Origin of the sequence: Aminobacter aganoensis, assembly GCF_014206975.1 — a bacterium.
Lineage (GTDB): Bacteria > Pseudomonadota > Alphaproteobacteria > Rhizobiales > Rhizobiaceae > Aminobacter > Aminobacter aganoensis.
Window position 1 is genome coordinate 50,307 of the sequence record NZ_JACHOU010000010.1, and the last position, 21,564, is coordinate 71,870.

Annotated in this window: 20 protein-coding genes and 1 pseudogene; 15 read left to right on the forward strand and 6 right to left on the reverse strand. The window is 66.2% G+C overall.

Annotated features, from left to right (window positions below):
- The first annotated feature begins 4 nt into the window (after positions 1–4).
- The 11 genes from pcaD (at position 5) to GGR00_RS18230 (ending at position 9,667) form a co-directional block, all read left to right on the forward strand.
- Entirely contained in the window at positions 5–802 is a 798-nt protein-coding gene (gene pcaD / locus GGR00_RS18180; RefSeq protein WP_055972312.1) for a 3-oxoadipate enol-lactonase, read from the forward strand.
- 7 nt (positions 803–809) lie between these two features.
- On the forward strand, positions 810–1,220 hold the full coding sequence (gene pcaC / locus GGR00_RS18185; RefSeq protein WP_184700294.1) for a 4-carboxymuconolactone decarboxylase: 411 nt from the start codon (positions 810–812) through the stop codon (positions 1,218–1,220).
- Positions 1,210–1,965: a protocatechuate 3,4-dioxygenase subunit beta gene (gene pcaH / locus GGR00_RS18190; RefSeq protein WP_184700295.1), complete on the forward strand. Its 756-nt coding sequence runs from the start codon at positions 1,210–1,212 to the stop codon at positions 1,963–1,965. Before pcaC ends, pcaH begins: the two co-directional genes overlap by 11 nt.
- On the forward strand, positions 1,965–2,579 hold the full coding sequence (gene pcaG / locus GGR00_RS18195; RefSeq protein WP_184700296.1) for a protocatechuate 3,4-dioxygenase subunit alpha: 615 nt from the start codon (positions 1,965–1,967) through the stop codon (positions 2,577–2,579). Before pcaH ends, pcaG begins: the two co-directional genes overlap by 1 nt.
- A 41-nt stretch (positions 2,580–2,620) precedes the next feature.
- Complete coding sequence (locus GGR00_RS18200; RefSeq protein ID WP_184700297.1) at positions 2,621–3,685, forward strand: 3-carboxy-cis,cis-muconate cycloisomerase; 1,065 nt, start codon at positions 2,621–2,623, stop codon at positions 3,683–3,685.
- 89 nt (positions 3,686–3,774) lie between these two features.
- Positions 3,775–4,947: a 4-hydroxybenzoate 3-monooxygenase gene (pobA, locus tag GGR00_RS18205; RefSeq protein ID WP_184700298.1), complete on the forward strand. Its 1,173-nt coding sequence runs from the start codon at positions 3,775–3,777 to the stop codon at positions 4,945–4,947.
- 139 nt (positions 4,948–5,086) lie between these two features.
- Positions 5,087–6,271, forward strand: a complete 1,185-nt coding sequence (locus GGR00_RS18210; RefSeq protein ID WP_156381140.1) for an ABC transporter substrate-binding protein — start codon at positions 5,087–5,089, stop codon at positions 6,269–6,271.
- Between the two features lie 63 nt (positions 6,272–6,334).
- Positions 6,335–7,198 carry a branched-chain amino acid ABC transporter permease gene (locus GGR00_RS18215; protein WP_055972374.1) on the forward strand — a complete coding sequence of 288 codons (864 nt, stop codon included), beginning with the start codon at positions 6,335–6,337 and terminating at the stop codon, positions 7,196–7,198.
- Positions 7,199–8,209 (forward strand): branched-chain amino acid ABC transporter permease, encoded by a 1,011-nt coding sequence (locus tag GGR00_RS18220; RefSeq protein ID WP_184700299.1) that lies wholly within the window; start codon positions 7,199–7,201, stop codon positions 8,207–8,209.
- On the forward strand, positions 8,206–8,970 hold the full coding sequence (locus tag GGR00_RS18225) for an ABC transporter ATP-binding protein (protein ID WP_055972293.1): 765 nt from the start codon (positions 8,206–8,208) through the stop codon (positions 8,968–8,970). Before GGR00_RS18220 ends, GGR00_RS18225 begins: the two co-directional genes overlap by 4 nt.
- Complete coding sequence (locus GGR00_RS18230) at positions 8,951–9,667, forward strand: ABC transporter ATP-binding protein (RefSeq protein WP_184700300.1); 717 nt, start codon at positions 8,951–8,953, stop codon at positions 9,665–9,667. The genes GGR00_RS18225 and GGR00_RS18230 overlap by 20 nt, the downstream gene beginning before the upstream one ends.
- A gap of 18 nt (positions 9,668–9,685) precedes the next feature.
- Here the strand turns inward: GGR00_RS18230 and GGR00_RS18235 are convergent, their stop codons facing one another.
- Genes GGR00_RS18235 through GGR00_RS18245 form a run of 3 tightly spaced genes read right to left on the reverse strand, consistent with a single transcriptional unit; the run spans position 9,686 to position 14,956 of the window.
- Positions 9,686–12,769 carry an efflux RND transporter permease subunit gene (locus GGR00_RS18235; protein ID WP_184700301.1) on the reverse strand — a complete coding sequence of 1,028 codons (3,084 nt, stop codon included), beginning with the start codon at positions 12,767–12,769 and terminating at the stop codon, positions 9,686–9,688.
- A 1-nt stretch (position 12,770) separates the two neighbouring features.
- Complete coding sequence (locus GGR00_RS18240; protein WP_184700302.1) at positions 12,771–13,817, reverse strand: efflux RND transporter periplasmic adaptor subunit; 1,047 nt, start codon at positions 13,815–13,817, stop codon at positions 12,771–12,773.
- 14 nt (positions 13,818–13,831) lie between these two features.
- On the reverse strand, positions 13,832–14,956 hold the full coding sequence (locus GGR00_RS18245; protein WP_184700303.1) for an efflux RND transporter periplasmic adaptor subunit: 1,125 nt from the start codon (positions 14,954–14,956) through the stop codon (positions 13,832–13,834).
- A 184-nt stretch (positions 14,957–15,140) separates the two neighbouring features.
- On the opposite strand from GGR00_RS18245, the gene GGR00_RS18250 reads away from it, so the two are divergent.
- The gene (locus GGR00_RS18250) at positions 15,141–15,386 is read left to right on the forward strand and encodes a DUF982 domain-containing protein (RefSeq protein ID WP_055972277.1); all 246 of its coding nucleotides are present in this window, start codon (positions 15,141–15,143) and stop codon (positions 15,384–15,386) included.
- A 31-nt stretch (positions 15,387–15,417) separates the two neighbouring features.
- On the opposite strand, the gene GGR00_RS18255 is transcribed toward GGR00_RS18250, so the two are convergent.
- Positions 15,418–16,296, reverse strand: coding sequence for an EamA family transporter (locus tag GGR00_RS18255; RefSeq protein WP_184700304.1), 879 nt, complete (start codon positions 16,294–16,296; stop codon positions 15,418–15,420).
- Between the two features lie 86 nt (positions 16,297–16,382).
- Between GGR00_RS18255 and GGR00_RS18260 the strand changes: the two genes are divergently transcribed.
- On the forward strand, positions 16,383–16,871 hold the full coding sequence (locus GGR00_RS18260) for a MarR family winged helix-turn-helix transcriptional regulator (RefSeq protein ID WP_055972270.1): 489 nt from the start codon (positions 16,383–16,385) through the stop codon (positions 16,869–16,871).
- Between the two features lie 267 nt (positions 16,872–17,138).
- Here the strand turns inward: GGR00_RS18260 and GGR00_RS18265 are convergent, their stop codons facing one another.
- Both GGR00_RS18265 and GGR00_RS18270 read right to left on the reverse strand, forming a co-directional pair.
- Positions 17,139–18,305 carry a cystathionine gamma-synthase gene (locus GGR00_RS18265; protein ID WP_184700305.1) on the reverse strand — a complete coding sequence of 389 codons (1,167 nt, stop codon included), beginning with the start codon at positions 18,303–18,305 and terminating at the stop codon, positions 17,139–17,141.
- Positions 18,302–19,689: pseudogene (locus GGR00_RS18270) on the reverse strand (pyridoxal-phosphate dependent enzyme). The gene GGR00_RS18265 and the pseudogene GGR00_RS18270 overlap by 4 nt, the downstream one beginning before the upstream one ends.
- A gap of 242 nt (positions 19,690–19,931) precedes the next feature.
- Between GGR00_RS18270 and GGR00_RS18275 the strand changes: the two are divergent.
- Both GGR00_RS18275 and GGR00_RS18280 read left to right on the forward strand, forming a co-directional pair.
- On the forward strand, positions 19,932–20,855 hold the full coding sequence (locus tag GGR00_RS18275) for a MerR family transcriptional regulator (RefSeq protein ID WP_184700306.1): 924 nt from the start codon (positions 19,932–19,934) through the stop codon (positions 20,853–20,855).
- A 198-nt stretch (positions 20,856–21,053) separates the two neighbouring features.
- Positions 21,054–21,548: a hypothetical protein gene (locus tag GGR00_RS18280; RefSeq protein ID WP_156381139.1), complete on the forward strand. Its 495-nt coding sequence runs from the start codon at positions 21,054–21,056 to the stop codon at positions 21,546–21,548.
- The last annotated feature ends 16 nt before the right edge of the window (positions 21,549–21,564 follow it).

The window sequence follows — 21,564 nt, forward strand, 5'->3', positions numbered from 1 at the left end:
TCGAGTGCAATTCACAGACATCGGCGGCATCACGCTGCACCACCAGCTCATCGGCGGTCCCGCAGGCAAGCCGGTCCTGGTATTTGCCAATTCGCTGGGCACCGATTTCCGCATCTGGCGCGACGTCATCGTCCGGCTTGCCGGTGACTTCCCCATCGTCACCTACGACAAGCGCGGCCACGGCCTTTCCGACACGGGGACGGCTCCCTATTCGATGGACGACCATGTCGGCGATCTCGCCGGCCTGCTCGACCACCTGAATGTCAGGAACGCCATCGTCTGCGGCCTGTCGGTCGGCGGGCTGATCGCCCAGGGTCTCTATGCCAGGCGTCCCGACCTGGTCCGCGCGCTGGTCCTCTGCGACACCGCCCACAAGATCGGCACCAACGACAGCTGGAACACGCGCATCGCCGCCGTCGAGAAAAACGGCATCGCCTCGATCGCCGATGGCGTCATGAAGCTTTGGTTCACGCCCGAATTTCACGAACAGCGCCAGCCCGACCTCGTCGGCTATCGCAACATGCTGTCGCGCCAGCCGCTCGCCGGCTACACCGGCACCTGTGCCGCCCTGCGCGACGCCGACTACACCGAGGCCGCCAGGGCGATCGCCGTGCCCACGCTCTGCGTCGTCGGCGACCATGACGGCTCGACCCCGCCGGCACTGGTGCGCTCAATGGCCGATCTCATTCCCGGCTCGCGCTTCAAGATCATCGACGGCGCCGGCCATATCCCTTGCGTTGAAAAGCCGGACGAGCTCGTCGCCCTCATCAGGCGCTTCGTCGCCCGCCTTCCACTGGAGTGATTTGACAATGAACGCATCGGCGCCAGCCTCGACCAGGTATCGCCAGGGTCTCGCCGTTCGCCGCTCGGTGCTCGGTGATGCCCATGTCGACCGCGCCGAAACGGCCTCGACCGATTTCGACCGGCCGTTCCAGGAACTGATCACCGAGGCCGCCTGGGGCACGGTGTGGGCGCGCCCGACCTGGAGCAAGCGCGAGCGCTCGATGGTCACCCTCGCCCTGCTCGCGGCGCTGGGCCATGACGAGGAGGTGGCAATGCACGTCCGCGCCACCGCCAACACCGGCGCGTCGCGCGAGGACATCTGCGAAACCTTCCTGCATGTCGCGATCTATGCCGGTGTGCCGGCGGCCAACCGCGCCATCAAGATCGCCAAGCAGGTCTTTGCCGAAAAGGACGCGGGCAAATCCGATGAGCATTGATCCCAAGCCGAACCGCCAGCCCGAGATCGGCGCCTTCTTCCAGCGCGACCGCTCCTGGCACCCGCCGGCCTTCACGCCCGGCTACAAGACCTCGGTGCTGCGGTCGCCGCAAAAGGCGCTTCTGTCGCTCGACAACACCATTTCCGAGATCACCGGTCCGGTCTTCGGCCACGATATGCTGGGCGAACTCGACAACGACCTGATCCACAATTTCGCCAAGCCGGGCGAAAGCGCCATCGGCGAGCGCATCATCGTCTACGGCCGCGTGCTCGACGAGCGCGGCAAGGGCGTGCCGGGCGCGCTGCTGGAATTCTGGCAGGCCAATGCCGGCGGGCGCTATCGCCACAAGAAGGAAGGCTACATTGCCGCCCTCGATCCCAATTTTGGCGGTTGCGGCCGCACCATCACCGACGAGGACGGCAGCTATGCCTTCCGCAGCATCAAGCCCGGCCCCTATCCGTGGCCGAACGGCGTCAACGACTGGCGCCCCGCCCACATCCACTTCTCGGTCTTCGGCCACGGCTTTGCCCAGCGGCTCATCACCCAGATGTATTTCGAGGGCGATCCGCTGATCTGGCTCTGCCCGATCGTCAGGACCATCCCCGACCGGGCTGCCGTCGAGACGTTGATCGCAGCCCTCGACATGCAGGCGACGATCCCGATGGACGCCCGCGCCTACAAGTTCGACATCGTGCTGCGCGGCCGCCGCTCCTCGGTGTTCGAGAACCGTCTGGAGGGCAACTGATGGTCCAGTCGCTGAACCGGCTCAAGGAAAGCCCCTCGCAGACGGCGGGTCCTTACGTCCATATCGGTCTCACCCCCAATTTCTGCGGCATTCCGGGCGTCTTCGAAAAGGACCTCGGCACCGACATGGTCAACGACAAGACCATGGGCGAACGCATCACCGTGCGCGCCCGCGTGCTCGACGGTACCGGCGCGCCGCTCAGGGATGCCCTCATCGAGATCTGGCAGGCCGATGCCGCTGGCCTCTACAATTCGCCGACCGAAATCCGCGGTGCCGCCGACCCCAACTTCACCGGCTGGGGCCGCAAGGCCACCGACATGGTCTCGGGCGAATGCCTGTTCGAGACCATCAAGCCGGGCCGCGTGCCCTACAAGCCCGGCGTGCTCATGGCTCCGCACATCACCTTCTGGATCGTTGCGCGCGGCATCAATCTCGGCCTGCAGACCCGGATGTATTTTGCCGACGAAGAACAGGCCAATGCCGATGACCCGGTGCTGGCCCGCATCGAGCACCGTTCGCGCGTGCCGACGCTGATCGCCGCGCGCCTGGACGATGTCTACGTCTTCGACATCCACCTCCAGGGCGACAAGGAAACGGTGTTCTTCGACATCTGAGCCCGAGCCCACGACCCTTCAGCACATGCCCCCCTGAGCAGATGACAGTATCGCCCTTCGATCATCCCTTCCTCTCCGGCCTGCTGGCCGATGCCGAGACCGCGCGCCAGTTTTCCGCCGAGGCGGAGATCGCCGCGATGCTTGCCTTCGAGCGCGCTCTGGCCGAGGCCGAGGCAGGCGAGGGCGTCATCGGCAGCGTGGCAGCCGCTGCGATCGTCGCGGCAGCCGCCTCCTTCGAGCCCGATGTGACGGCGCTCAACGCCGCCGTTGCCCGCGACGGTGTCGTCGTTCCCGAGTTTGTTCGCCAGTTGCGCCTTGCGGTTGGCGCACCGCATGGCGACAAGGTCCATTTCGGCGCCACCAGCCAGGACGTCATCGACAGCGCACTCGTGCTCCGTCTCAAGCCCGTCGTCGAGCGCCTCGACGCGCTCCTTGCCGGAGCGGCGGCCAGGCTTGCGGCGGTGGAGAGGCAATTCGGCGACCGTCCGCTGATCGGCCGTACCCGCATGCAGGCGGCGATCGGAATCACCGTCGCCGACCGCGTCTCGTCCTGGCGTGCGCCGCTGGAGCGTCATCGCGTGCGGCTGGCCGCGACCCGCGCCGAACTTCTCGTCGTCCAGTTCGGCGGTGCCGCCGGCACGCTGGAAAAGCTGGGTGGCAAGGCTGCCGCGGTGCGCAGGGCGCTGGCGCAGAAACTTGGCCTTGGCGACGCCCCGCAATGGCACAGCCAGCGCGACCGTCTGGCCGAGTTCGCCGGCCTGCTGTCGCTGATCTCGGGCAGCCTCGGCAAGTTCGGCCAGGACGTTGCCCTGATGGCGCAGGACGGCTCCGAGATCGCGCTCGGCGGCGGCGGCCGCTCCTCGGCGATGCCGCACAAGCAGAACCCGGTCGCTGCCGAGGTGCTCGTCGCGCTCGCACGCTTCAATGCGACGCAGCTCTCCGGAATGCACCACGCCCTGGTCCACGAACAGGAGCGTTCAGGCGCCGCCTGGACGCTGGAATGGCTGCTCCTGCCGCAGATGGCGGCGGCGGCGGCGGCGTCGCTCGGGCACGCGGCCGCACTTGCCGGCCAGATCGAAAGCATGGGCGCGCGGCCGGGCAACTAGCCGGCGGCGGCCCGTCAGCCAAACGCCTGGAACGTCGGTGGGCCCAGGCCCGCAGGTCGACGGTGGGCGTGCGGGAAAAAGGAAAACAGATGCGTACTCAGGTGGTCATCATCGGCTCCGGCCCTTCCGGGCTCCTGCTCGGGCAACTGCTCGCCAACAGCGGCATCGACAACGTCATTCTCGAGCGCGTCGATCGCGACTATGTGCTCGGCCGCGTCCGTGCCGGCGTTCTGGAACAGGGCATGGTCGACCTGCTCGACGAAGCCGGCGCCGGCGCCCGCATGCATGCCGAGGGCCTGCCGCATGAGGGCATCTCGCTTGCCTTCGACAACCGGCTGCATCGCATCGACCTTGCCCAACTCACCGGCGGCAAGCGCGTCACCGTCTACGGCCAGACCGAGGTCACGCACGACCTGATGGACAAGCGCGAGGCTGCGGGCCTGGCCACGATCTACGACGCCAAGAACGTCACGCCGCACGGTTTCGACACCGACACGCCCTTCGTCACCTACGACAAGGACGGCGCCACCCACCGCATCGACTGCGATTTCATCGCCGGTTGCGACGGCTTCCATGGCGTCTGCCGCAAATCGGCGCCCGAGCGCGCCATCAAGACCTATGAGCGGGCATACCCGTTCGGCTGGCTCGGCATCCTGGCCGAGGTGCCGCCGGCCGACCACGAGCTGATCTACGCCAATCATCCCAGGGGCTTTGCGCTGTGTTCGATGCGCTCGACCCACCGCAGCCGCTACTATGTCCAGTGCCCGCTCGACGATCACGTCGAGGACTGGAGCGACGAGCGCTTCTGGGACGAGTTGCGCCGCCGCCTGCCGCCCGAGGTCGCCGCGCGCGTCGTCACCGGTCCGTCATTTGAAAAGTCGATCGCGCCACTGCGCTCCTTCGTTGCCGAGCCGATGCGCTTCGGCCGCCTGTTCCTCGTCGGCGATGCCGCCCACATCGTGCCGCCCACCGGCGCCAAGGGTCTCAACCTCGCCGCCAGTGACGTGCGTTATCTCTACTGGGGCCTGCGCGAATTCTACCAGGACAGGTCGCAGGCTGGCATCGATGCCTATTCGGCCCGTGCCCTGTCGCGCGTCTGGAAGGCGGTGCGGTTCTCCTGGTGGATGACCACCATGCTGCACCGTTTCCCCGACACCGACGATTTCGGCCAGCGTATCCAGGAGGCGGAACTCGACTATCTCGTCCATTCGCAGGCGGCATCGGCCTCGCTCGCCGAAAACTACGTCGGCCTGCCTTATTGATCCCGTGGAATCGCGCCGGTCACATATCTGTCAGGTTATAGATTGAGCGATTCTTTTCATTTTACATTACCGTTTCGAACATGACACTTGGCTACGGACATACCGGGACCGGCGCGCGCGACAGTGCCGGCTCGTCCAGATGGAGGAAAAATTGAAGAAGTCTGTTTTGGCCGCCCTGGCGGTACTTGCGCTTTCCGGCACCGCCTTCGCCGACACCATCAAGGTCGGTGTCGTCGGTCCGTTCTCCGGCCCGTTCGCCATCCAGGGCAAGAATTTCAAGGCCGGCATCGACGCCTGGATCGCGCTCAACGGCGCCAAGGTCGGCGACGACGACATCGAGATCGTCTACCGCGACCTGCCGGCCGCCGATCCGGCCCAGTCCAAGGCGCTGGCCCAGGAACTGGTCGTCAAGGAAGGCGTGCAGTATCTCGCAGGCTTCTACTTCACCCCTGACGCGATGGCGGTCACCCCGCTTCTCGAACAGGCCAACGTGCCGCTGGTCGTCATGAACGCCGCCACCTCGGCCATCGTCACCAAGAGCCCGCTGGTCGTGCGCACCTCCTTCACCACCTGGCAGACCTCGGCGCCGATGGCCAGGGTCGCCAGGGAGCGCGGCGTCAAGAAGGTCATCACCGTGGTTTCCGACTACGGCCCGGGCGTCGATTCCGAAAACGCCTTCAAGACCACCTTCACCGCCGAAGGCGGGGAGATAGTCGATTCCGTCCGCATGCCGCTGTCGACCAACGACTTCAGCCCGATCATGCAACGCGTCAAGGATTCGGGCGCCGATGCGGTGTTCGCCTTCCTGCCGTCGGGCCCGACCACGCTCGGCTTCGTCAAGGCTTACAACGAAAACGGCCTTGCCAAGGCAGGCGTGCAGTTCCTCGCCCCCGGCGACCTGACCCAGGAGTCCGATCTGCCGGCACTCGGCGAGGCGGCATCCGGACTGCTGACCACCTTCCACTACGCCGTGTCGCACGACTCGGCCGAAAACAAGACGTTCGTCGAGGCCGCCCGCAAGGCCATCGGCAACCCGGCCGAACTGTCCTTCCCCTCGGTCGGCGCCTATGACGGCATGCATGTCATCTACAAGATGATCGAGGCCACCGGCGGCGAGCAGGACGCCCAGAAGGCGGTCGACGCCGTCAAGGGCCTCGCCTGGGAAAGCCCGCGCGGCCCGGTGTCGATCGATGCCGAGAGCCGCCACATCACGCAGAACATCTATCTGCGCGAGGTCGCCAAGGCCGAGGACGGCACCTTCTACAACAAGGAAATCGCGACCTTCGAAAAGCAGGGCGACCCCGGCCTTGCAGCCCTGAAGTAACAGCGTTACGCCAACGACAGGGCCCGGATGCCTGATGCGTCCGGGCTGCTGCTGGATCACACGATGCAAACCGTTCTCAGCGTTGGGATCGACGCCCTTGCCTATGGCATGGTGCTGTTCGTCATCTCGATAGGACTTTCGGTGACCATGGGCCTGATGCGCGTGGTCAACCTCGCCCATGGCGCCTTCGCCATGATCGGCGGCTACATCGCCTCCTATGCCACCCAGACGCTCGGCCTCGGCTATGGCGTGGCGATCCTCGCCGCGGTGGTCGGCACCATCATCATCGCCGTCCCGGTCGAGCGCTTCCTCTACCGCCGCATCTACGGCGCGCCCGAACTCACCCAGGTGCTGATGACGATCGGCATCACCTTCTGCGTCATCGGCATCGCCAACTACGTCTTCGGCCCGACGCTGAAGACCATCCCGCTGCCCGAGGCGCTGCGCGGTCCGGTCGATCTCGGCTTCCGCTCGATCGCCGCCCACAAGCTGTTCGCCATCGCCTGCGGCGTCGCCGTTGCCGGCGCGCTCTGGTACCTGATCGAACGGACCTCGTTCGGCGTCAAGCTGCGTGCCTCGGTCGACAATGCCGCCATGGCCGCCTCGCTCGGCGTGCGCACCAGGATCGTCTATGCCGTCAGCTTCGCGGTGGCCGTCGGCCTCGCCGCCTTCGGCGGCATCGTTGGCGCCGAGCTGCTTCCCATCGAACCCTATTACGCGCTCCGCTACATGGTCACCTTCCTCGTCGTCGTTTCGGTCGGCGGCGCCGGCTCCATCCCCGGCGCGCTGCTTGCCTGCCTGCTGCTCGGCGCCATCGACACCACCGGCCGCTATCTTCTGCCGGAATATGGCGAGTTCTTCTTCTACCTCGCCGTCATCGCCATCGTCTGCGTTTTCCCGCGCGGCCTTCTCGGCAGGAGAAGCTAGATGGCTGCCATCGAGACCACCTCATCTGCGAAGCCTGGGGCTGCCGCGCGCCCGAACTGGCTCATGCGCGACCTGCTCGGCCTCGCCGTCATCCTGGCCGTCGCCGCCATCGGCTATTTCCTGTTCCCCAACAACCTGGCGCTGCTGACCCGCATCCTCGGCGTCGCACTGCTGGTGCTGTCGATCGATCTGGTCACCGGCTTCTGCGGGGTGGCCACGCTCGGCCATGCCGCCCTCTTCGGCGCCGGCGCCTACGCCTCGGGCATCGCCGCCGTGCATTTCGGCATCACCGATCCGCTGCTGATGGTCGTCGTCGGCGCCTTCGGCGGTGCCGTAGCCGGCGTCGTCTCAGGCGCCGTCATCCTGCGCGGCCATGGGCTGGCGCAACTGGTTCTGTCCATCGCCGTCGTCCATCTGTTCCACGAGGCCGCCAACAAGGCCTCCGCCTATACCGGCGGCAGCGACGGCCTGTCCGGCATTGCGCCCGATCCGGTGTTCGGCCTATTCGCCTTCGACCTCTGGGGCCGCACGGCCTATGGTTTTGCCGTCGCGCTGGTCGTCATCGCCTTCGTCGTGCTGCGGCTGATCACCCGTTCGCCCTTCGGCATGCTCTGCCGCGGCATCAAGGAGGATCCGATCCGCATCCGCGCCATGGGCGCTTCGGTGCAGGGCACGCTGCTCAAGATGTATGTCATCTCAGGCGCCGTGGCGGGAGTCGGCGGCGCGCTCAACGCCATCTCGACCCAGGTCGTCGGCCTCGATTCGCTCAGCTTCACGCTCTCGGCCGAAGCGCTGGTGATGCTCGTCCTCGGCGGCACCGGCTCGCTCTATGGCGCGCTGATCGGCACCGTCAGTTTCATGTGGTTCGAGGATTTCGTCTCGGCCGCCAATCCGTTCCACTGGCTCACCATCGTCGGCGCGCTTCTGATCGCCGTGGTGCTGTTTGCGCCGCGTGGCCTCTATGGCACGGCGCTCGCGCTTGTCGATCGTTTCCGGAGGACGGGCAAATGACTGCGGTCTTCCAGGTCCAGAACCTCAACAAGGCGTTCGGCGGTCTTGCCGTCACGCAGGACGTGTCGATCACCATGAATCCGGGCGACCGCGTCGCCCTGATCGGCCCCAACGGCGCCGGCAAGACCACCTTCGTCAATCTCGTCACCGGCCATCTCGAACCCGATTCCGGCAAGGTCCTGCTCGGCGGCAACGATGTCACCTCGCTTAGCCCGACCTTGCGTGTCCGCCAGGGCCTCGTCCGTTCGTTCCAGGTCACGCGCCTGTTTCCCGACATGACCCCGGAGGAGCATCTGGCGCTCGCCGTCATGCAGCGCACCGGTCGCACCGGCGCGATCTTCGGCCACTACCAGGCCAAGCCCGACGTCATGGCCGAGGTCGCCGAATTGCTGCGCACACTCGGCCTCGACCACATCGCCACCCGCAAGGTCGCCGAGATCGCCTATGGCCAGCAGCGCCTTCTGGAGATCGCATTGGCATTGGCGCTCAGGCCCAAGGTGCTGCTGCTCGACGAACCGGCTGCCGGCGTGCCGCAGAGCGACACCCCGCGCATCGAGGCCGCCCTTGCCGGCCTGCCCGCCGACCTTGCCGTGCTGATGATCGAGCACGACATGGATCTCGTTTTCCGCTTCGCCAGGCGCGTCATCGTGCTCGCCGCCGGTGCCATCATCTTCGACGGCTCGCCGGCGGACGTCACCAGGGACGCCCGCGTCCGCGAAGCCTATCTCGGAAGCTACGCCAATGACCGCAGCGCCGCTTGAAGTCGCCGACCTGAGCGCCGGCTACGGCCCGACGCGGGTCCTGGAGGGCGTCAGCTTCTCCGTGCCGGCCGGCGCGCGGCTGGCCGTGCTCGGCCGCAACGGCATGGGCAAGACGACGCTGCTTGCCACCATCGCTGGCCAGACCAGGCGCTATGGCGGCTCGATCCGCCTCGGCGGCACCGATCTCAGCAGCCAGGAAAGCTCGGCCCGTGCCCGCAGCGGCCTCGGCTACGTGCCGCAGGCGCGCTGCATCTTCCCCTCCCTGACCGTCGAGGAAAACCTCTTCGTCGGCCTCAAGGGCCGCGACCGGTCGGCGATCGAGGAGGCCTACCAGATGTTCCCGCGGCTCAAGGAGCGCCGCCGGAACCTCGGCTCCCAGCTGTCCGGCGGCGAGCAGCAGATGCTGTCCACCGCCCGCACCATCCTCGGCAAGCCGACAGTGCTCTTGCTCGACGAGCCGCTGGAGGGGTTGGCCCCGGTCATCTGCGAGGAGCTGATGACCGCGTTCTCGCATCTGGCTTCCGGCGGCGAGATGACCGTTGTCCTGGTCGAGCAGCGCATCCAGAGCGCGCTTGATTTCGCCGACCACGCCATCATCCTCGAGCGTGGCCGGGTTGCCTGGTCCGGCACGCCGGCGGAGCTGTCCGCCCGGCCCGAGGTGGTGGAAAAGCTGCTCGGCGTCGGCGGCCTGCACTGAGCCGCCGGAAGGCTCCGGCTACCCGGCTGCGGCCTCCGCCGCCTCGGTCGTCGGTGTTGCCTCGCTTGGCTCCTTGATCCTGAACCAGGCGACATAGAGCGCGGGCAGGAACAACAGCGTGATCGCCGTGCCGGCCAGGATGCCGCCCATCATCGCATAGGCCATCGGCGCCCAGAACACCTCGCGCGCGATCGGGATCAGCGCCAGCGAGGCCGCTGCGGCCGTCAGCGCGATGGGGCGCATGCGGTGTTCCGATGCCTCGATCACCGCGTGCCATTTGTCGGTGCCGGCGGCGATCAGCTCCTCGATCTGCACGATCAGGATCACCGAGTTGCGGATCAGGATGCCGACCAGCGCCAGCACGCCGAGAAGCGCCACGAAGCCGAGCGGCTGTCCGGTCGGCACCAGTGCCGCCACCACGCCGATCAGCCCCAGCGGCGCCACCGCCACCACCAGGAACAGCCGCTGGAAGCTCTGCAGCTGGATCATCAGTACCGTTGCCATGATGAACAGCATGATCGGCACGACCGCGACGATCGGACCCTGGCTGTTGGCGCTTTCCTCGACCGAGCCGCCGGTCGCCACCGCATAACCCGCCGGCAGCTTGGCGGCGAAGGCCTCGACCGCCGGCTTCAGCTCGGCAACCACGGTGTCGGGTAAGGTGTTGCCGACCATGCCGGCTTTGACGGTGATCGTCGGCATCCGGCTGCGCCGCCAGATCGTCGGCTGTTCCAGCTCGTAGCGGAAGTCGGCGACGGTCGCGAGCGGGATCGCCTCGCCGTTGCCGGTCGGGATCTGCAGGTTGCGCAGCGTCTCGATCGAGCCGCGCTCGACGTCCTGGGCCCGCACCACCACATTGATCAGGTAGGTCGCGTCGCGCACCTGGGTGATCGCCACCCCGCCGACCACGCTGTTCATGGCGCTGGCGATATCCTCGGAGGTGATGCCGAGCTGGCGTGCCTTGTCCTGCAGCACCTCGACCTTCAGCACTCGCGATGGTTCGTTCCAGTCGAAGCTCGGCGCCTGCAGCTTGGCATTGGCGGAGATGACGCCCGCCAGTTGCTGCGACAGCGTCCGTACCGTCTGCACGTCGGGACCGCTGACGCGATATTGCACCGGCCGGCCCACGGGCGGGCCGAGTTCCAGCGTCTTGACGAAGGCGTCGGTGCCCACGAACTGCTCGCGCAGGATCTTCTCGATCGCCGGCTGCACCCTCTGCCGCGCCTCGAGATCCTTGGTCACGATGACCGTCTGGCCGAAATACGGGTTGGCCGGCTGCACGTCATAGGCCAGCACGAAGCGCACCGCGCCCTGGCCGATGTAGGAGCTGAAGTGGTCGATGTCGGCGTTGCCCTTGAGGGCGACGTTCTCGAACTGCTCGATCTCGGCGCGCGTCTCGGCGATCGAGCTGTTCTGCGGCAGGTTCCAGTCGACGATCAGTTCGGGCCGGTCCGACGGCGGGAAGAATTGCTGCTGCACGAAGGTCAGCCCGACCACCGACAGCGCGAACAGGACCACGGTCGCGATGATGGTCAGCCAGTGACGGCGCACCGCCCAATTGAGGATGCGGGAAAAGCCCGCGGCAACGCGCCCCGGGCGCTCGTCGTGCTTTTTCATCGTTGCCGGCAAAAGCGTGACGCCGAGCAACGGCGCAAACAGCACCGCCACGATCCACGACAGCAGCAGCGACACCGCGATGACCACGAACAGCGTGTAGGTGTATTCGCCGGCCTGGCTGCTGTTCAGTCCGATCGGCACGAAGCCGGCGACGGTCACCAGCGTGCCGGTCAGCATCGGAAACGCCGTCGAGGTGTAGACATAGGTCGCCGCTTTCCGCAGCGAGTCGCCCACCTCCAGCCGTGCCACCATCATCTCGACCGCAATCATCGCGTCGTCGACCAGCAGGCCGAGCGCGATGATCAGCGCGCCGAGCGAGATGCGTTGCAGCGAGATGCCCATATAGGCCATGACCAGGAAGGTGATCGCCAGCACCAGCGGGATCGACAGCGCCACCACGAAGCCGGCGCGCATGCCCAGGCTGATGAACGACACGGCGAGCACGATGGCCACCGCCTCGAACAGCGCCCGCGTGAAACCGGAGACGGCATGCTCGACGATGGCCGGCTGGTCGGCGACCTGGTGCACGCCGACGCCGATCGGCAGTTCGCCGGTCACCTCGTGCATCAATTCCTTCAGCGCCTCGCCGAATTCCAGCAGGTTGGCGTTGGGCTTCATGCCGATGGCCAGCCCGATCGCCGGCGCGCCATTGACCCGGAACAGCGAGGTCGGCGGGTCGACATAGCCGCGGCTGATGGTGGCGACGTCGCTCAGCCGGAAGAAGCGGTCGTTGACCCTGAGGTTGATCGCCCTCAGGCTCTCCTCCGAGGTGAACTGGCCGCCGACGCGCACCGCGATGCGCTCCGACCCGGCCTGGATCACCCCCGACGGCGCAATCGCGTTCTGCGCCTGCAGGCTGGCGACGATGGCTTGCTGGTTGAGGCCGAGCGCCGCGATCTGGCGGGTCGAGAATTCGAGGTAGATGACCTCGTCCTGCGCCCCGATCAGCTCCACCTTGCCGGCGTTCGGAATGGTCAGGATGCGGGTGCGCACTGTCTCGACATGGTCGCGCAGCTGGCGCATCGACAGCCCGTCGGCGGTAAAGGCATAGACATTGCCGAACACGTCGCCGAAGCGGTCGTTGAAGAACGGCCCCTGCACCCCTTGCGGGAAATTCGGCCTCAGGTCGTTGACCATGTTGCGGACCTGCACCCAGGTCGGCGCCACGTCGCGCGCCTTGGTCGTCGACTTGAGGTTGACGAAGATGATCGTCTGGCCGGCGGTGGTCACGCTGCGGCTGAAGTCCAGGCTTTCCAGCTCCTCGAGCTTCTTTTCGATCCGGTCGGTCACCTGCCGCGTCGTCTCGTCGACCGAGGCACCCGGCCAGTTGGCCTGGATCAGCATGGTCTTGATGGTGAAGCTCGGATCTTCCTCGCGGCCGAGGTTGAGATAGGCGAACACGCCGGCGATCGTGAAGATCAGCATGAAGTACCAGACCATCGAGCGGTGGCTCAGTGCCCAGTCGGAAAGATTGAAGCCCTTCACGCTATGCCCCCTCGTCGATCCTGACTTTCTGGCCTTCCTGGAGGCTGTGCACGCCCGCCGTCACCACGCGCATGCCCGCCTCGATGCCGCCGGCGGTGAAGCTGGCGCCGTCCTTTTCCTTGACCTCGATACCCCGCAGGCTGACGGTCGACGCTGCCTGGTCGACGACCCAGACGAAGCTCTTGCCGTCCTTCTCCAGAAGCGCCGACAGCGGCAGGTCGATCGCCTCGTCGGCCTTCGATACCGGGATCGCGGTGACCGTGGACCCCAGCCGGAAGGCTGTCGGCGGCTCGGTCAGCGCCAGCCGCACCCGTCGCGTCCGGGTCGAGGCATCGGCCTGCGGCGCGATCTCGCGGACATGCGCCTTGGTGCGCAGCGACAGCGCCGACTGCAGCGATACTTCGAATTCGGCGCCCTCCTTCAACTCGCCCGCCATCTGGTCGGGAACGTCCACCACCGCCTCGCGGGCGTCGGAGCGCGCCACAGTCACCACCATCTGTCCGGGCGACACCGTCTGCCCCACTTCGGCGCCGGTGGCGGTGACGATGCCGTCGAAGTCGGAGAACAGCCGGGCATAGCCGAGCTGTTCCTCTGCCTTGGCAAGGGCGGCGCGCGCCCGTTCGACATTGGCTGCGGCCGAATCGAGCGCCTGCTTGGCTGAATCGTAGACCGCCTGCGAGGTGTTGGATTCCTGGAGCAGGGTGCGCTGGCGTTCCTCGCTCGCCGAGGCGTTGGCAAACTGCGCCTCGGCGGTCGACAGGTCGGCGCGGGCCGACTGCATCGACAGCTCCAGCGCCAGCGGGTCGATGGCGGCGAGCGTCGTTCCCTTGGTCACCTGGTCGCCGACGCCGACATCGCGTGCCACCAGCCGCCCCAGCAGGCGGAAGGCGAGGTCGGCGGAAAATTCCGGCTGGATGGTGCCGGCGAAACCCTGCACCGTCCGTGCATGCGGCTCGACGACGACGGACAGCACCGGACGGATGACTTCGGCGGGAGGGGCCTGTTCCTGGCTGCAGCCGGCCAGTGCCAGCACGGCCATCATGGCCATTGGCAAGGGCGGCCTCACGGCGTCACCTCCACCACCTGGCCGGGGCTCAGCAACTGGCCGCCTTGCGCGACGACCGTCTGCCCCGCTTCCAGCCCCTTCGACACGACGACGACGCCGGAGGCGAACGACAGCACCTCGATCGGCACCATCGCCACCGCCTTGGTGCCGGGATCGACGGTCCACACGGCGGGCCTGCCGTTCTCCGACATCAGCGCCTGCCACGGCAGCATGATGGCCTGCTGCGGCTTGGCGGTGATCGTGCCCGTGATCGCCGCGCCGAGCGGCATTTCCGTCGGCGTGTCGGGCACCGCCACCTTGACGCGGATCGAGCCGGAAGCCGGGTCGACGGCGGGCGAGACCTCGCGCACCTGGCCCGTCGCCTCGATCCTGGGGTCGGAGATCAGGGATATCCTGACCGCCGGGGCAACCGGGGTACGGGCGACCATGGCCTCGTCGACATTGAACACCGCGTCGCGGTCGCCGTCCTCGGCGACGGTGAACACCGTCTGCGCCGCCTGAACCACCTGGCCGACCTCGATCGTCCTCGCCGTCACCACGCCGGACGCGCTGGCCTTCAGCTCCGTGTAGCCCAGGCGGTCCCGCGCATTGGCAAGCTGGCTCTGCGCGGCCTCGACCCCGTTTCGCGCCACGCGCAGCGACTGCTCCGCGAGGTCATATTCGCGCCGCGTCGTGAAGCCCTGGGCAAGCAGCGTCTTCTGCCGGTCGAACGCCGCAGATGCCTGCCGCAGCTGTGCGTCGGCGGAATCCAGGCTGGCCTGTGCCGCGCGCACGTCGGACTGCTGCTCCTGTGGGTCGAGCCTGGCCAGGACCATGTCCTTGGCCACGCGCTGGCCGACATCGACGGCTCGTTCCGAGACACGTCCGCCGACCTGGAACGACAGGCTGTTGAGCGTACGCGCGGCGATCACGCCGGTCAGCGACGTGGCCGGGGCGAAGTCGGACAGCTTCACCTCCACTGCGCGGACCACTACCGGCAGCCGTTCCGCCGCCTCCTGCTTCTGGCAGGCGGCCAGCGGCACTGAAAGGCAAAGGGCAAGAAGGACGAACGAGGAGGTCGAATGGGCGCGGGCAGGCGTTCTGCCATGCGTGCCTGACGGGTTCGGGTTCGCGGAAGTCATGTACATCCCCCAAAATCGTTCCCCCACAGGCTACGACGGAGATTGCGATCCGGCAACGGCAAGACGTGTTCCGGTCGGCTACGGGCGTCGGTCATCGTTTTGTGATCCTGCGCAGGCGCCATGGACTGGGAACCAGTACATTTCCCGAGCGTTCTGTTGGTCGCAATCAACCTCGGAGGTCGCCATGGATCGCCTGCTTTTCGACAGTCCAGTACAGATCCGCATCGGGCCGGAAAGCACCCAGCGCGAGGTCACGACCGTCAAGGGCGCTTATGAGGCGCTTGTCGACTGGCCGCATTCCAAGCGCAGCGGCCCGCTCTACCGCGAGGCGGTCGAGATCGTCTCCGCCGCGCTGGCCGGCACCCGCACGCGCGAGGCGGCCCGGCGGGCCTTCGTCGCCGCGGCCGACGAGATCGGCATTCAGGTCTGAGCCATCGCCGGCTTCCCGGCCGCGATCAGGGTCAGGCCGTGGCGAGCTTGGCCGGGGCGGGCTTGGCCTGCTGGGAGCGCTGGCTCAGCCAGACGCTGCCGAGCACCACCACCATGCCGAGGATCTGCGCTGCGCTCAGCGACTGGCCGAGCACCGACCAGCCGAGGATCACGGCGGTCATCGGGCTGAGGAAGCCAAGCGGCGACACCACCGACGGCTCCAGCTTGGCGATGCCCCGGAACCACAATATGTAGGTCAGTGCCGCGCCGATCAGGCCGAGCCAGGCGAGGCCGAGCAGGTTGGACATGGTCAGCGAAGGCAACGACGGCTCCTGCAACAGGGCGACGGGGAGGAGCAGCAGGCCGCCTGCGGTCAGCTGCCATGCGGTGAAGGTCAGCGGCGACACGGGCGGCTGCCAGCGGCGGCTGAGCACCGTGCCTGCCGCCATCGACACGGCACCGGCAAGACCGGCGGCGATGCCGATGGGATCGAGCGCCGCATTCGGCGTCAGGATCAGCAGCGCCACGCCGGCCATGCCGGCAAGCGCTGCGACGATCGCCAGGGGGCGGATCGGCGAGCCGAGCAAAGCGCGGGCAAGCAGGATGACGATCAGCGGCTGGATCGCGCCGACAGTGGCCGCGACGCCGCCCGGCAGGCGGTAGGCGGCGACGAACAGCAGCCACCAGAAGACCGAGAAGTTGAGCGCCCCGAGCACCAGCACACGGGCCCACCAGATGCCTTGTGGCAACTGCCGCACGAGCAGCAGCAGCAACAGGCCGGCGGGCAGGGCGCGCAACAGCGCCACCGTCAGCGGATAGCCGGCCGGCAGGAACTCGGTCGTCACGATATAGGTGCTGCCCCAGATGGCGGGGGCGATGGCCGTCAGCAGCAGGTCGGTGTTCCGGGACATGGGATTTATCTCCACATCAATAATCTTGATGTCAAGATATCCTATGTTCTCTTGACGTCAAGAGAATTTTTCCCGAAAGCTTGGCCATGGATCGCGTTGACGACATTCTCGCCCAGTGGAACCGCGAACGGCCCGACCTCGACGTCGCGCCGATGGGTCTGATCGGCCGCCTCAACCGTGTGTCGCAGCATCTCGGCCGCGAGATGGAAAAGACTTTTGCGGCCCACGGTCTGAACTATGCCAGCTTCGACGTTCTGGCGACGCTGCGCCGCTCCGGCCCGCCCCATGCGCTCTCGCCGGGCGATCTTTCGGCGGCGATGATGATCACCTCGGGCACCATGACCAATCGCGTCGACCAGCTGGAAAAGGCGGGTCTCGTCGAGCGCCGCCTCAACCCCGACGACCGCCGCAGCTTCATCGTCTCACTGACCGACAAGGGTTTTGCCATCATCGACGCTGCGGTCACCGACCATGTCGCGACCCAGACGCGCATCGTCGAAAAGCTCGCCCCGGAAGAGCGCGCCGTGCTGAGTGCGCTGCTCAGCAAGTTTCTTGTCGGTTTCGAGAGCGAGTGAGGCAAAGCAGGGCAAGAGCCGCAGCGTCCCCGGTATGGGCGCCAATCACCGCGCTGCCCCTCATCCCCTGCCGGGACCTTCTCCCCGTAAGGACGGGGAGAAGGAGGCTGGCCGCAATGCCTGCGCCCTCATAGGGGCAACGGGCTTTTTGAGAAGGGCGATGAAAGGCGCAACGATGACGCCCCCCTCTCCCCGTCCTTCACGGGGAGAGGGTAAGGGTGAGGGGCAGCTCCAGCTCCAGCTTCCCGGCTAAAAATTCAGGAAAACTCACCCCGCCAGCGCCTGCTCCAGGTCGGCGATCAGGTCGTCCCCGTCCTCGATGCCCGCCGACAGCCTGACCAACGAATCCGAGATCCCGATCTCGGCGCGCTTCTCCGCCGGGATCGAGCCATGCGTCATCAGCGCCGGATGCTCGATCAGGCTCTCCACCCCGCCCAGGCTTTCCGCCAGCGTGAACAGCTGCGTCCGTTCGAGGAAACGTTTTGTCCCCGCAAGGTCGCGGTCGAGGTCGACGGAGATCATGCCACCGAAATGATACATCTGCGCCTTGGCAATCGCATGCTGCGGATGGCTTTCGAGGCCGGGATAGATCACCCGCACAACGTCCTTGCGGCCTTCCAGCCAGCGCGCGATTTTTTCTCCATTGACCGAATGCCGCTCCATGCGCAGCGCGAGGGTCTTGATGCCGCGCAGCGCCAGAAAGCTGTCGAACGGCCCCGAGATCGCGCCGATGGCGTTCTGCAGGAACTTCAGCTGGTCGGCGAGGTCCTTGTTGTCGCCCACCACCACGCAGCCGCCCACCATGTCGGAATGGCCGTTGAGATATTTCGTCGTCGAATGCACGACGATGTCCATGCCGAGCTCCAGCGGCCGCTGCAGATAGGGGCTGCAGAAGGTGTTGTCGGCGACCGAAAGGATACCGTTGCGCTTGGCCAGCGCCGCCACGCCTTCGAGGTCGACGATGCGCAGCAGCGGGTTGGTTGGCGTCTCCACCCACAGCATCTTCGTCTCCGGCCGGATCGCGGCTTCCACGGCGGCGAGGTCGGTGAAGTCGACGAAGCTCACCTGCAAGCCCGCCGAGCGCTTGCGCACCCGTTCCAGCAGGCGGAACGTGCCGCCATAGATGTCGTCGGTGGCGACGATATGCGCGCCGCTGTCGAGCAGCTCGAACACCGTGCCGATCGCCGCAAGCCCCGAGGCGAACGCGAAACCGGCGGAACCGCTTTCGAGGTCGGCGATGGCGCGTTCGAAGGCAAAGCGCGTCGGGTTCTGGCTGCGGGCGTACTCGAAACCCTTGTGCACGCCCGGGCTCTGCTGGCCATAGGTCGAGGTCGCGTAGATCGGCACCATCACCGCGCCCGTCGTCGGGTCGTGGCTCTGGCCGCCATGGATGGTCCGCGTCGAAAATGCCAGCCTGTTCTTCTGCGTCGTCATTTTGTCCGCCTGAGATGGTTGATGAGGTCGACCCGGGTGATCAGCCCGACGAATTCGTCGCCGTCGAACACGATCGCCACTTCGTTGCGGTCGAAGATCGGCAGCAGCGCGTCCAGCGTCTGGTTGGCCTGCAGCGTGTGCAGGTCCTTGGCCATGGCCGTCGACACCGGCGCGTTGAAGCGGTTCCAGCGGCTGTCATAGGGTCCGTCGACCTTGGACAGGATGTCGCCCTCGTCGATGATGCCGACGAGCTTGCCGTCCTCCAGCACCGGCAGCTGCGACACGTCCCCGCGCCGCATCCGGCCATAGGCGGTGAGCAGATTGTCCTCCGGCCGACGAACACCGTGCCGCCCTCGCGATGCGAGCGCGCCACCAGGTCGCTCAAATCGCCGTGCTGCTCCTTCTCGGCCAGCCCCTGTTCGGCCAGCCAGAAGTCGTCGAACACCTTGGACAGGTATTTGTTGCCGCTGTCGCAGACGAAGGTCACCACCCGCTTCGGCGTCTTCTGCTCGCGGCAGTAGCGAAGTGCGGCCGACAGCAGCGTGCCCGACGACGATCCGGCGAGGATGCCCTCTTTGGCCAGGAGGTCCCGCACCGCCAGCATGCTCGCCTTGTCGTTGACCGAATAGGCCTTCTTGACCAGCGAAAGGTCGGCATTCGGCGGCACGAAGTCCTCGCCGATGCCTTCCACCGTCCAGCTGCCGGCCTCTTCCATCTTGCCGGTCTTGACCAGCGGCGCCAGCACGGAGCCGACGGGGTCGGCCAGCACCATCTCGGTCTTCGGGGAAACTTTTGCGAAGAACCGCCCGAGCCCGGTCAGCGTGCCGCCCGAGCCGACGCCCACCACCACCGCGTCGACGTCGCCGTCGAGCTGGTCCCAGATCTCCGGGCCGGTCGTCGTTTCATGCGCCTGAGGGTTGGCCGGGTTGGCAAACTGGTTGACGTAGAACGAGCCGGGGATTTCGGAGGCGATCTTCTCGGCCATGTCCTGGTAGTATTCGGGGTGGCCCTTGCCGACGTCCGAGCGCGTCAGCCGCACCTCGGCGCCGAGCGCCCGCAGGTGCTGGATCTTCTCGCGGCTCATCTTGTCGGGCACCACAAGGATGATGCGGTAGCCCTTGGGAATGCCGACCTGCGCCAGGCCCAGGCCGGTGTTGCCGGCGGTCGCCTCGACGATGGTGCCGCCGCGCTTCAGCTTGCCCTCGCGCTCGGCCGCCGCGATCATCGACAGCGCGATGCGGTCCTTGATCGAACCGCCGGGGTTCTGGCTTTCGAGCTTGATGAACAGCCGGCAGGGCCCGGTGTCGAATTGCGTCAGCTCGACGACCGGCGTTTCGCCGATCAAATCGAGCACGGACCTGAAGGGCGGGTGCAGGCGGCTCATGGCGGCGTCTCCCTCGTGCAGGTAGCTGAACATAGCGCATCTCGCCGGGCGGGGCATCCGCCGGATCTGGCCGCATTTACCGGCGGCAACCCCGGCGAACAAAGGCAAGCGATTTCGTTTCCGGTCGATGCCTGAGAAGGAAATTCCGTGAGAGGCCGGCGAGTTCCCTTTCGCAGGCAAACTGGTTTCGTCCTCACGCGTTGTTGACTCTCCACCTGGTGGAGCACCTACAAGGGGTCGTCATGGACGACAGGATCTACACCATCGGCGAGCTTTCGAAGCTGAGCGGCATCGCCGTTCGAAAGCTCCGTTTCTACTCCGACAGGGGACTTCTGCCCCCGACGATCAGGGCGGAGAGCGGCTACCGCATGTATTCGGGTGCCGACCTCGAACGGCTGGGCCTTATCCTCGCCTTGCGCGACGCCGGCGTCAGCCTCGCCGAAATCGGCAACATCCTGTCGAACCGCCTCGCCATCTCGGCCGTGCTGGAGCTCAGGCTCAAGGCGCTCGAGGCGGAAATCAAGTCCAAGCGCCGTGTCGCCGCCGCCCTCAGGGCGGCCATCCGGGTCCCCGACCCGACAACAGACGACCTCAGGAGAATATGGACCGTGACAAAACTCTCCCAGACCGAATTCCGCGCCGCCATCGAGCGCTTCTTTGAAGATGTGGCCTCGGAAGCCAACGTTTCGCCGGAGTGGAAGAAGCAGATGATCGACGCTTCGACACCCGACCTGCCCGACGATCCCACGCCCGAGCAGGTCGACGCCTGGACCGAACTCATGGCCTTCGTTTCGGACAAGGAATATGTCGTCGAGCTGCGCAACAGCATGTCGTCGATGTGGGATGGCGAGTTCGATCCCACAGCCTATGCCGAAGCCTCCAACGCCACCTTCGCCCGTGTTCGCGAAGCCATCGACAAGGGCGAGACGCCGGAGTCCGAAACCGGCAGGGCGATCGCCCGCGACTGGCTGGTTGGTTCGGCCAAGGCGATGAACAGGACGCCCGACAAGGCTTTCCTGGACTGGCACGACAACCAGTACCGCAAATACCACGGGCGCTCGGCCCGCTATTACGAGCTGCTCCGCATCCTCAGGGGCGACCGGCAGCCCGACACCATCAGCGAGGAATGGAGCTGGATCAACGCGGCGATGGGCGCGGCGTTCTGATCTGGCGCAGGGTCAGCATTGATCGAACACGGCCCGCTAAACGACGAAGGGCCCGCGCGGCGGGCCCTTCGTGTTCGTTTGGCTGGGTGCCTTCTGTCGTGAGCGCGTCCTCAACTCGTCGCCTGAACGAGTCGAACTGCGCTTCTTCCGAACAGTCTGCCACTTCGCTCGATTGCCAGTGCGGGAGGAGAATACGCGATGACTGCTGTCATTGCATGGATTCTGGTGTCGAGCTGTGCTTCACTTGGTCCAATCGTTGGGAACAACATGAGCACCTCAGACACGCCAATCAGAGCCGAGGCCAACAGTTCGGTGGTCGCCAGAAATTATGCCTTCATTCTTGTCGGAGGCGTCTTCTTCCCATTGTTGATTGTCGCCCATTTTATAGCTCGGAAACGTAGCCGCCAGCCGGTCGGGTTCGAGCAAAGCCACTACCAGTTTCAGTATCGGACTACTTCGGTCACGTTGATCATTCTGCTTGCTTTGTGCGTCATCTGGATACTCCTCGTATCCCGAATGAGCCCGACAACTCCGTTGGAAGCGGCGCAGTATCAAATGAAGTTCAGCTTCGTTAGCCAGATAGGCTGGTTAGGTTTCGTTTGGACGGCGATTAGGGCTATTCGTGGGATCTATCTATCGGGGGCCAATAGGACGATCCAGAACTCAAAAACGCTGTGGGTTTGGCCCAGATAGCAACGCAGCAGACATC

Bases quoted from the DNA above. Each gene is read 5' to 3' on its own strand.
- pcaC (WP_184700294.1), top strand. From the start codon at position 810: ATGAACGCATCGGCGCCAGCCTCGACCAGGTATCGCCAGGGTCTCGCC.
- pcaH (WP_184700295.1), top strand. From the start codon at position 1,210: ATGAGCATTGATCCCAAGCCGAACCGCCAGCCCGAGATCGGCGCCTTC.
- pcaG (WP_184700296.1), top strand. From the start codon at position 1,965: ATGGTCCAGTCGCTGAACCGGCTCAAGGAAAGCCCCTCGCAGACGGCG.
- GGR00_RS18200 (WP_184700297.1), top strand. From the start codon at position 2,621: ATGACAGTATCGCCCTTCGATCATCCCTTCCTCTCCGGCCTGCTGGCC.
- pobA (WP_184700298.1), top strand. From the start codon at position 3,775: ATGCGTACTCAGGTGGTCATCATCGGCTCCGGCCCTTCCGGGCTCCTG.
- GGR00_RS18210 (WP_156381140.1), top strand. From the start codon at position 5,087: ATGGAGGAAAAATTGAAGAAGTCTGTTTTGGCCGCCCTGGCGGTACTT.
- GGR00_RS18215 (WP_055972374.1), top strand. From the start codon at position 6,335: ATGCAAACCGTTCTCAGCGTTGGGATCGACGCCCTTGCCTATGGCATG.
- GGR00_RS18220 (WP_184700299.1), top strand. From the start codon at position 7,199: ATGGCTGCCATCGAGACCACCTCATCTGCGAAGCCTGGGGCTGCCGCG.
- GGR00_RS18225 (WP_055972293.1), top strand. From the start codon at position 8,206: ATGACTGCGGTCTTCCAGGTCCAGAACCTCAACAAGGCGTTCGGCGGT.
- GGR00_RS18230 (WP_184700300.1), top strand. From the start codon at position 8,951: ATGACCGCAGCGCCGCTTGAAGTCGCCGACCTGAGCGCCGGCTACGGC.
- GGR00_RS18240 (WP_184700302.1), bottom strand. From the start codon at position 13,817: ATGGCCATGATGGCCGTGCTGGCACTGGCCGGCTGCAGCCAGGAACAG.
- GGR00_RS18245 (WP_184700303.1), bottom strand. From the start codon at position 14,956: ATGACTTCCGCGAACCCGAACCCGTCAGGCACGCATGGCAGAACGCCT.
- GGR00_RS18250 (WP_055972277.1), top strand. From the start codon at position 15,141: ATGGATCGCCTGCTTTTCGACAGTCCAGTACAGATCCGCATCGGGCCG.
- GGR00_RS18255 (WP_184700304.1), bottom strand. From the start codon at position 16,296: ATGTCCCGGAACACCGACCTGCTGCTGACGGCCATCGCCCCCGCCATC.
- GGR00_RS18260 (WP_055972270.1), top strand. From the start codon at position 16,383: ATGGATCGCGTTGACGACATTCTCGCCCAGTGGAACCGCGAACGGCCC.
- GGR00_RS18265 (WP_184700305.1), bottom strand. From the start codon at position 18,305: ATGACGACGCAGAAGAACAGGCTGGCATTTTCGACGCGGACCATCCAT.
- GGR00_RS18275 (WP_184700306.1), top strand. From the start codon at position 19,932: ATGGACGACAGGATCTACACCATCGGCGAGCTTTCGAAGCTGAGCGGC.
- GGR00_RS18280 (WP_156381139.1), top strand. From the start codon at position 21,054: ATGACTGCTGTCATTGCATGGATTCTGGTGTCGAGCTGTGCTTCACTT.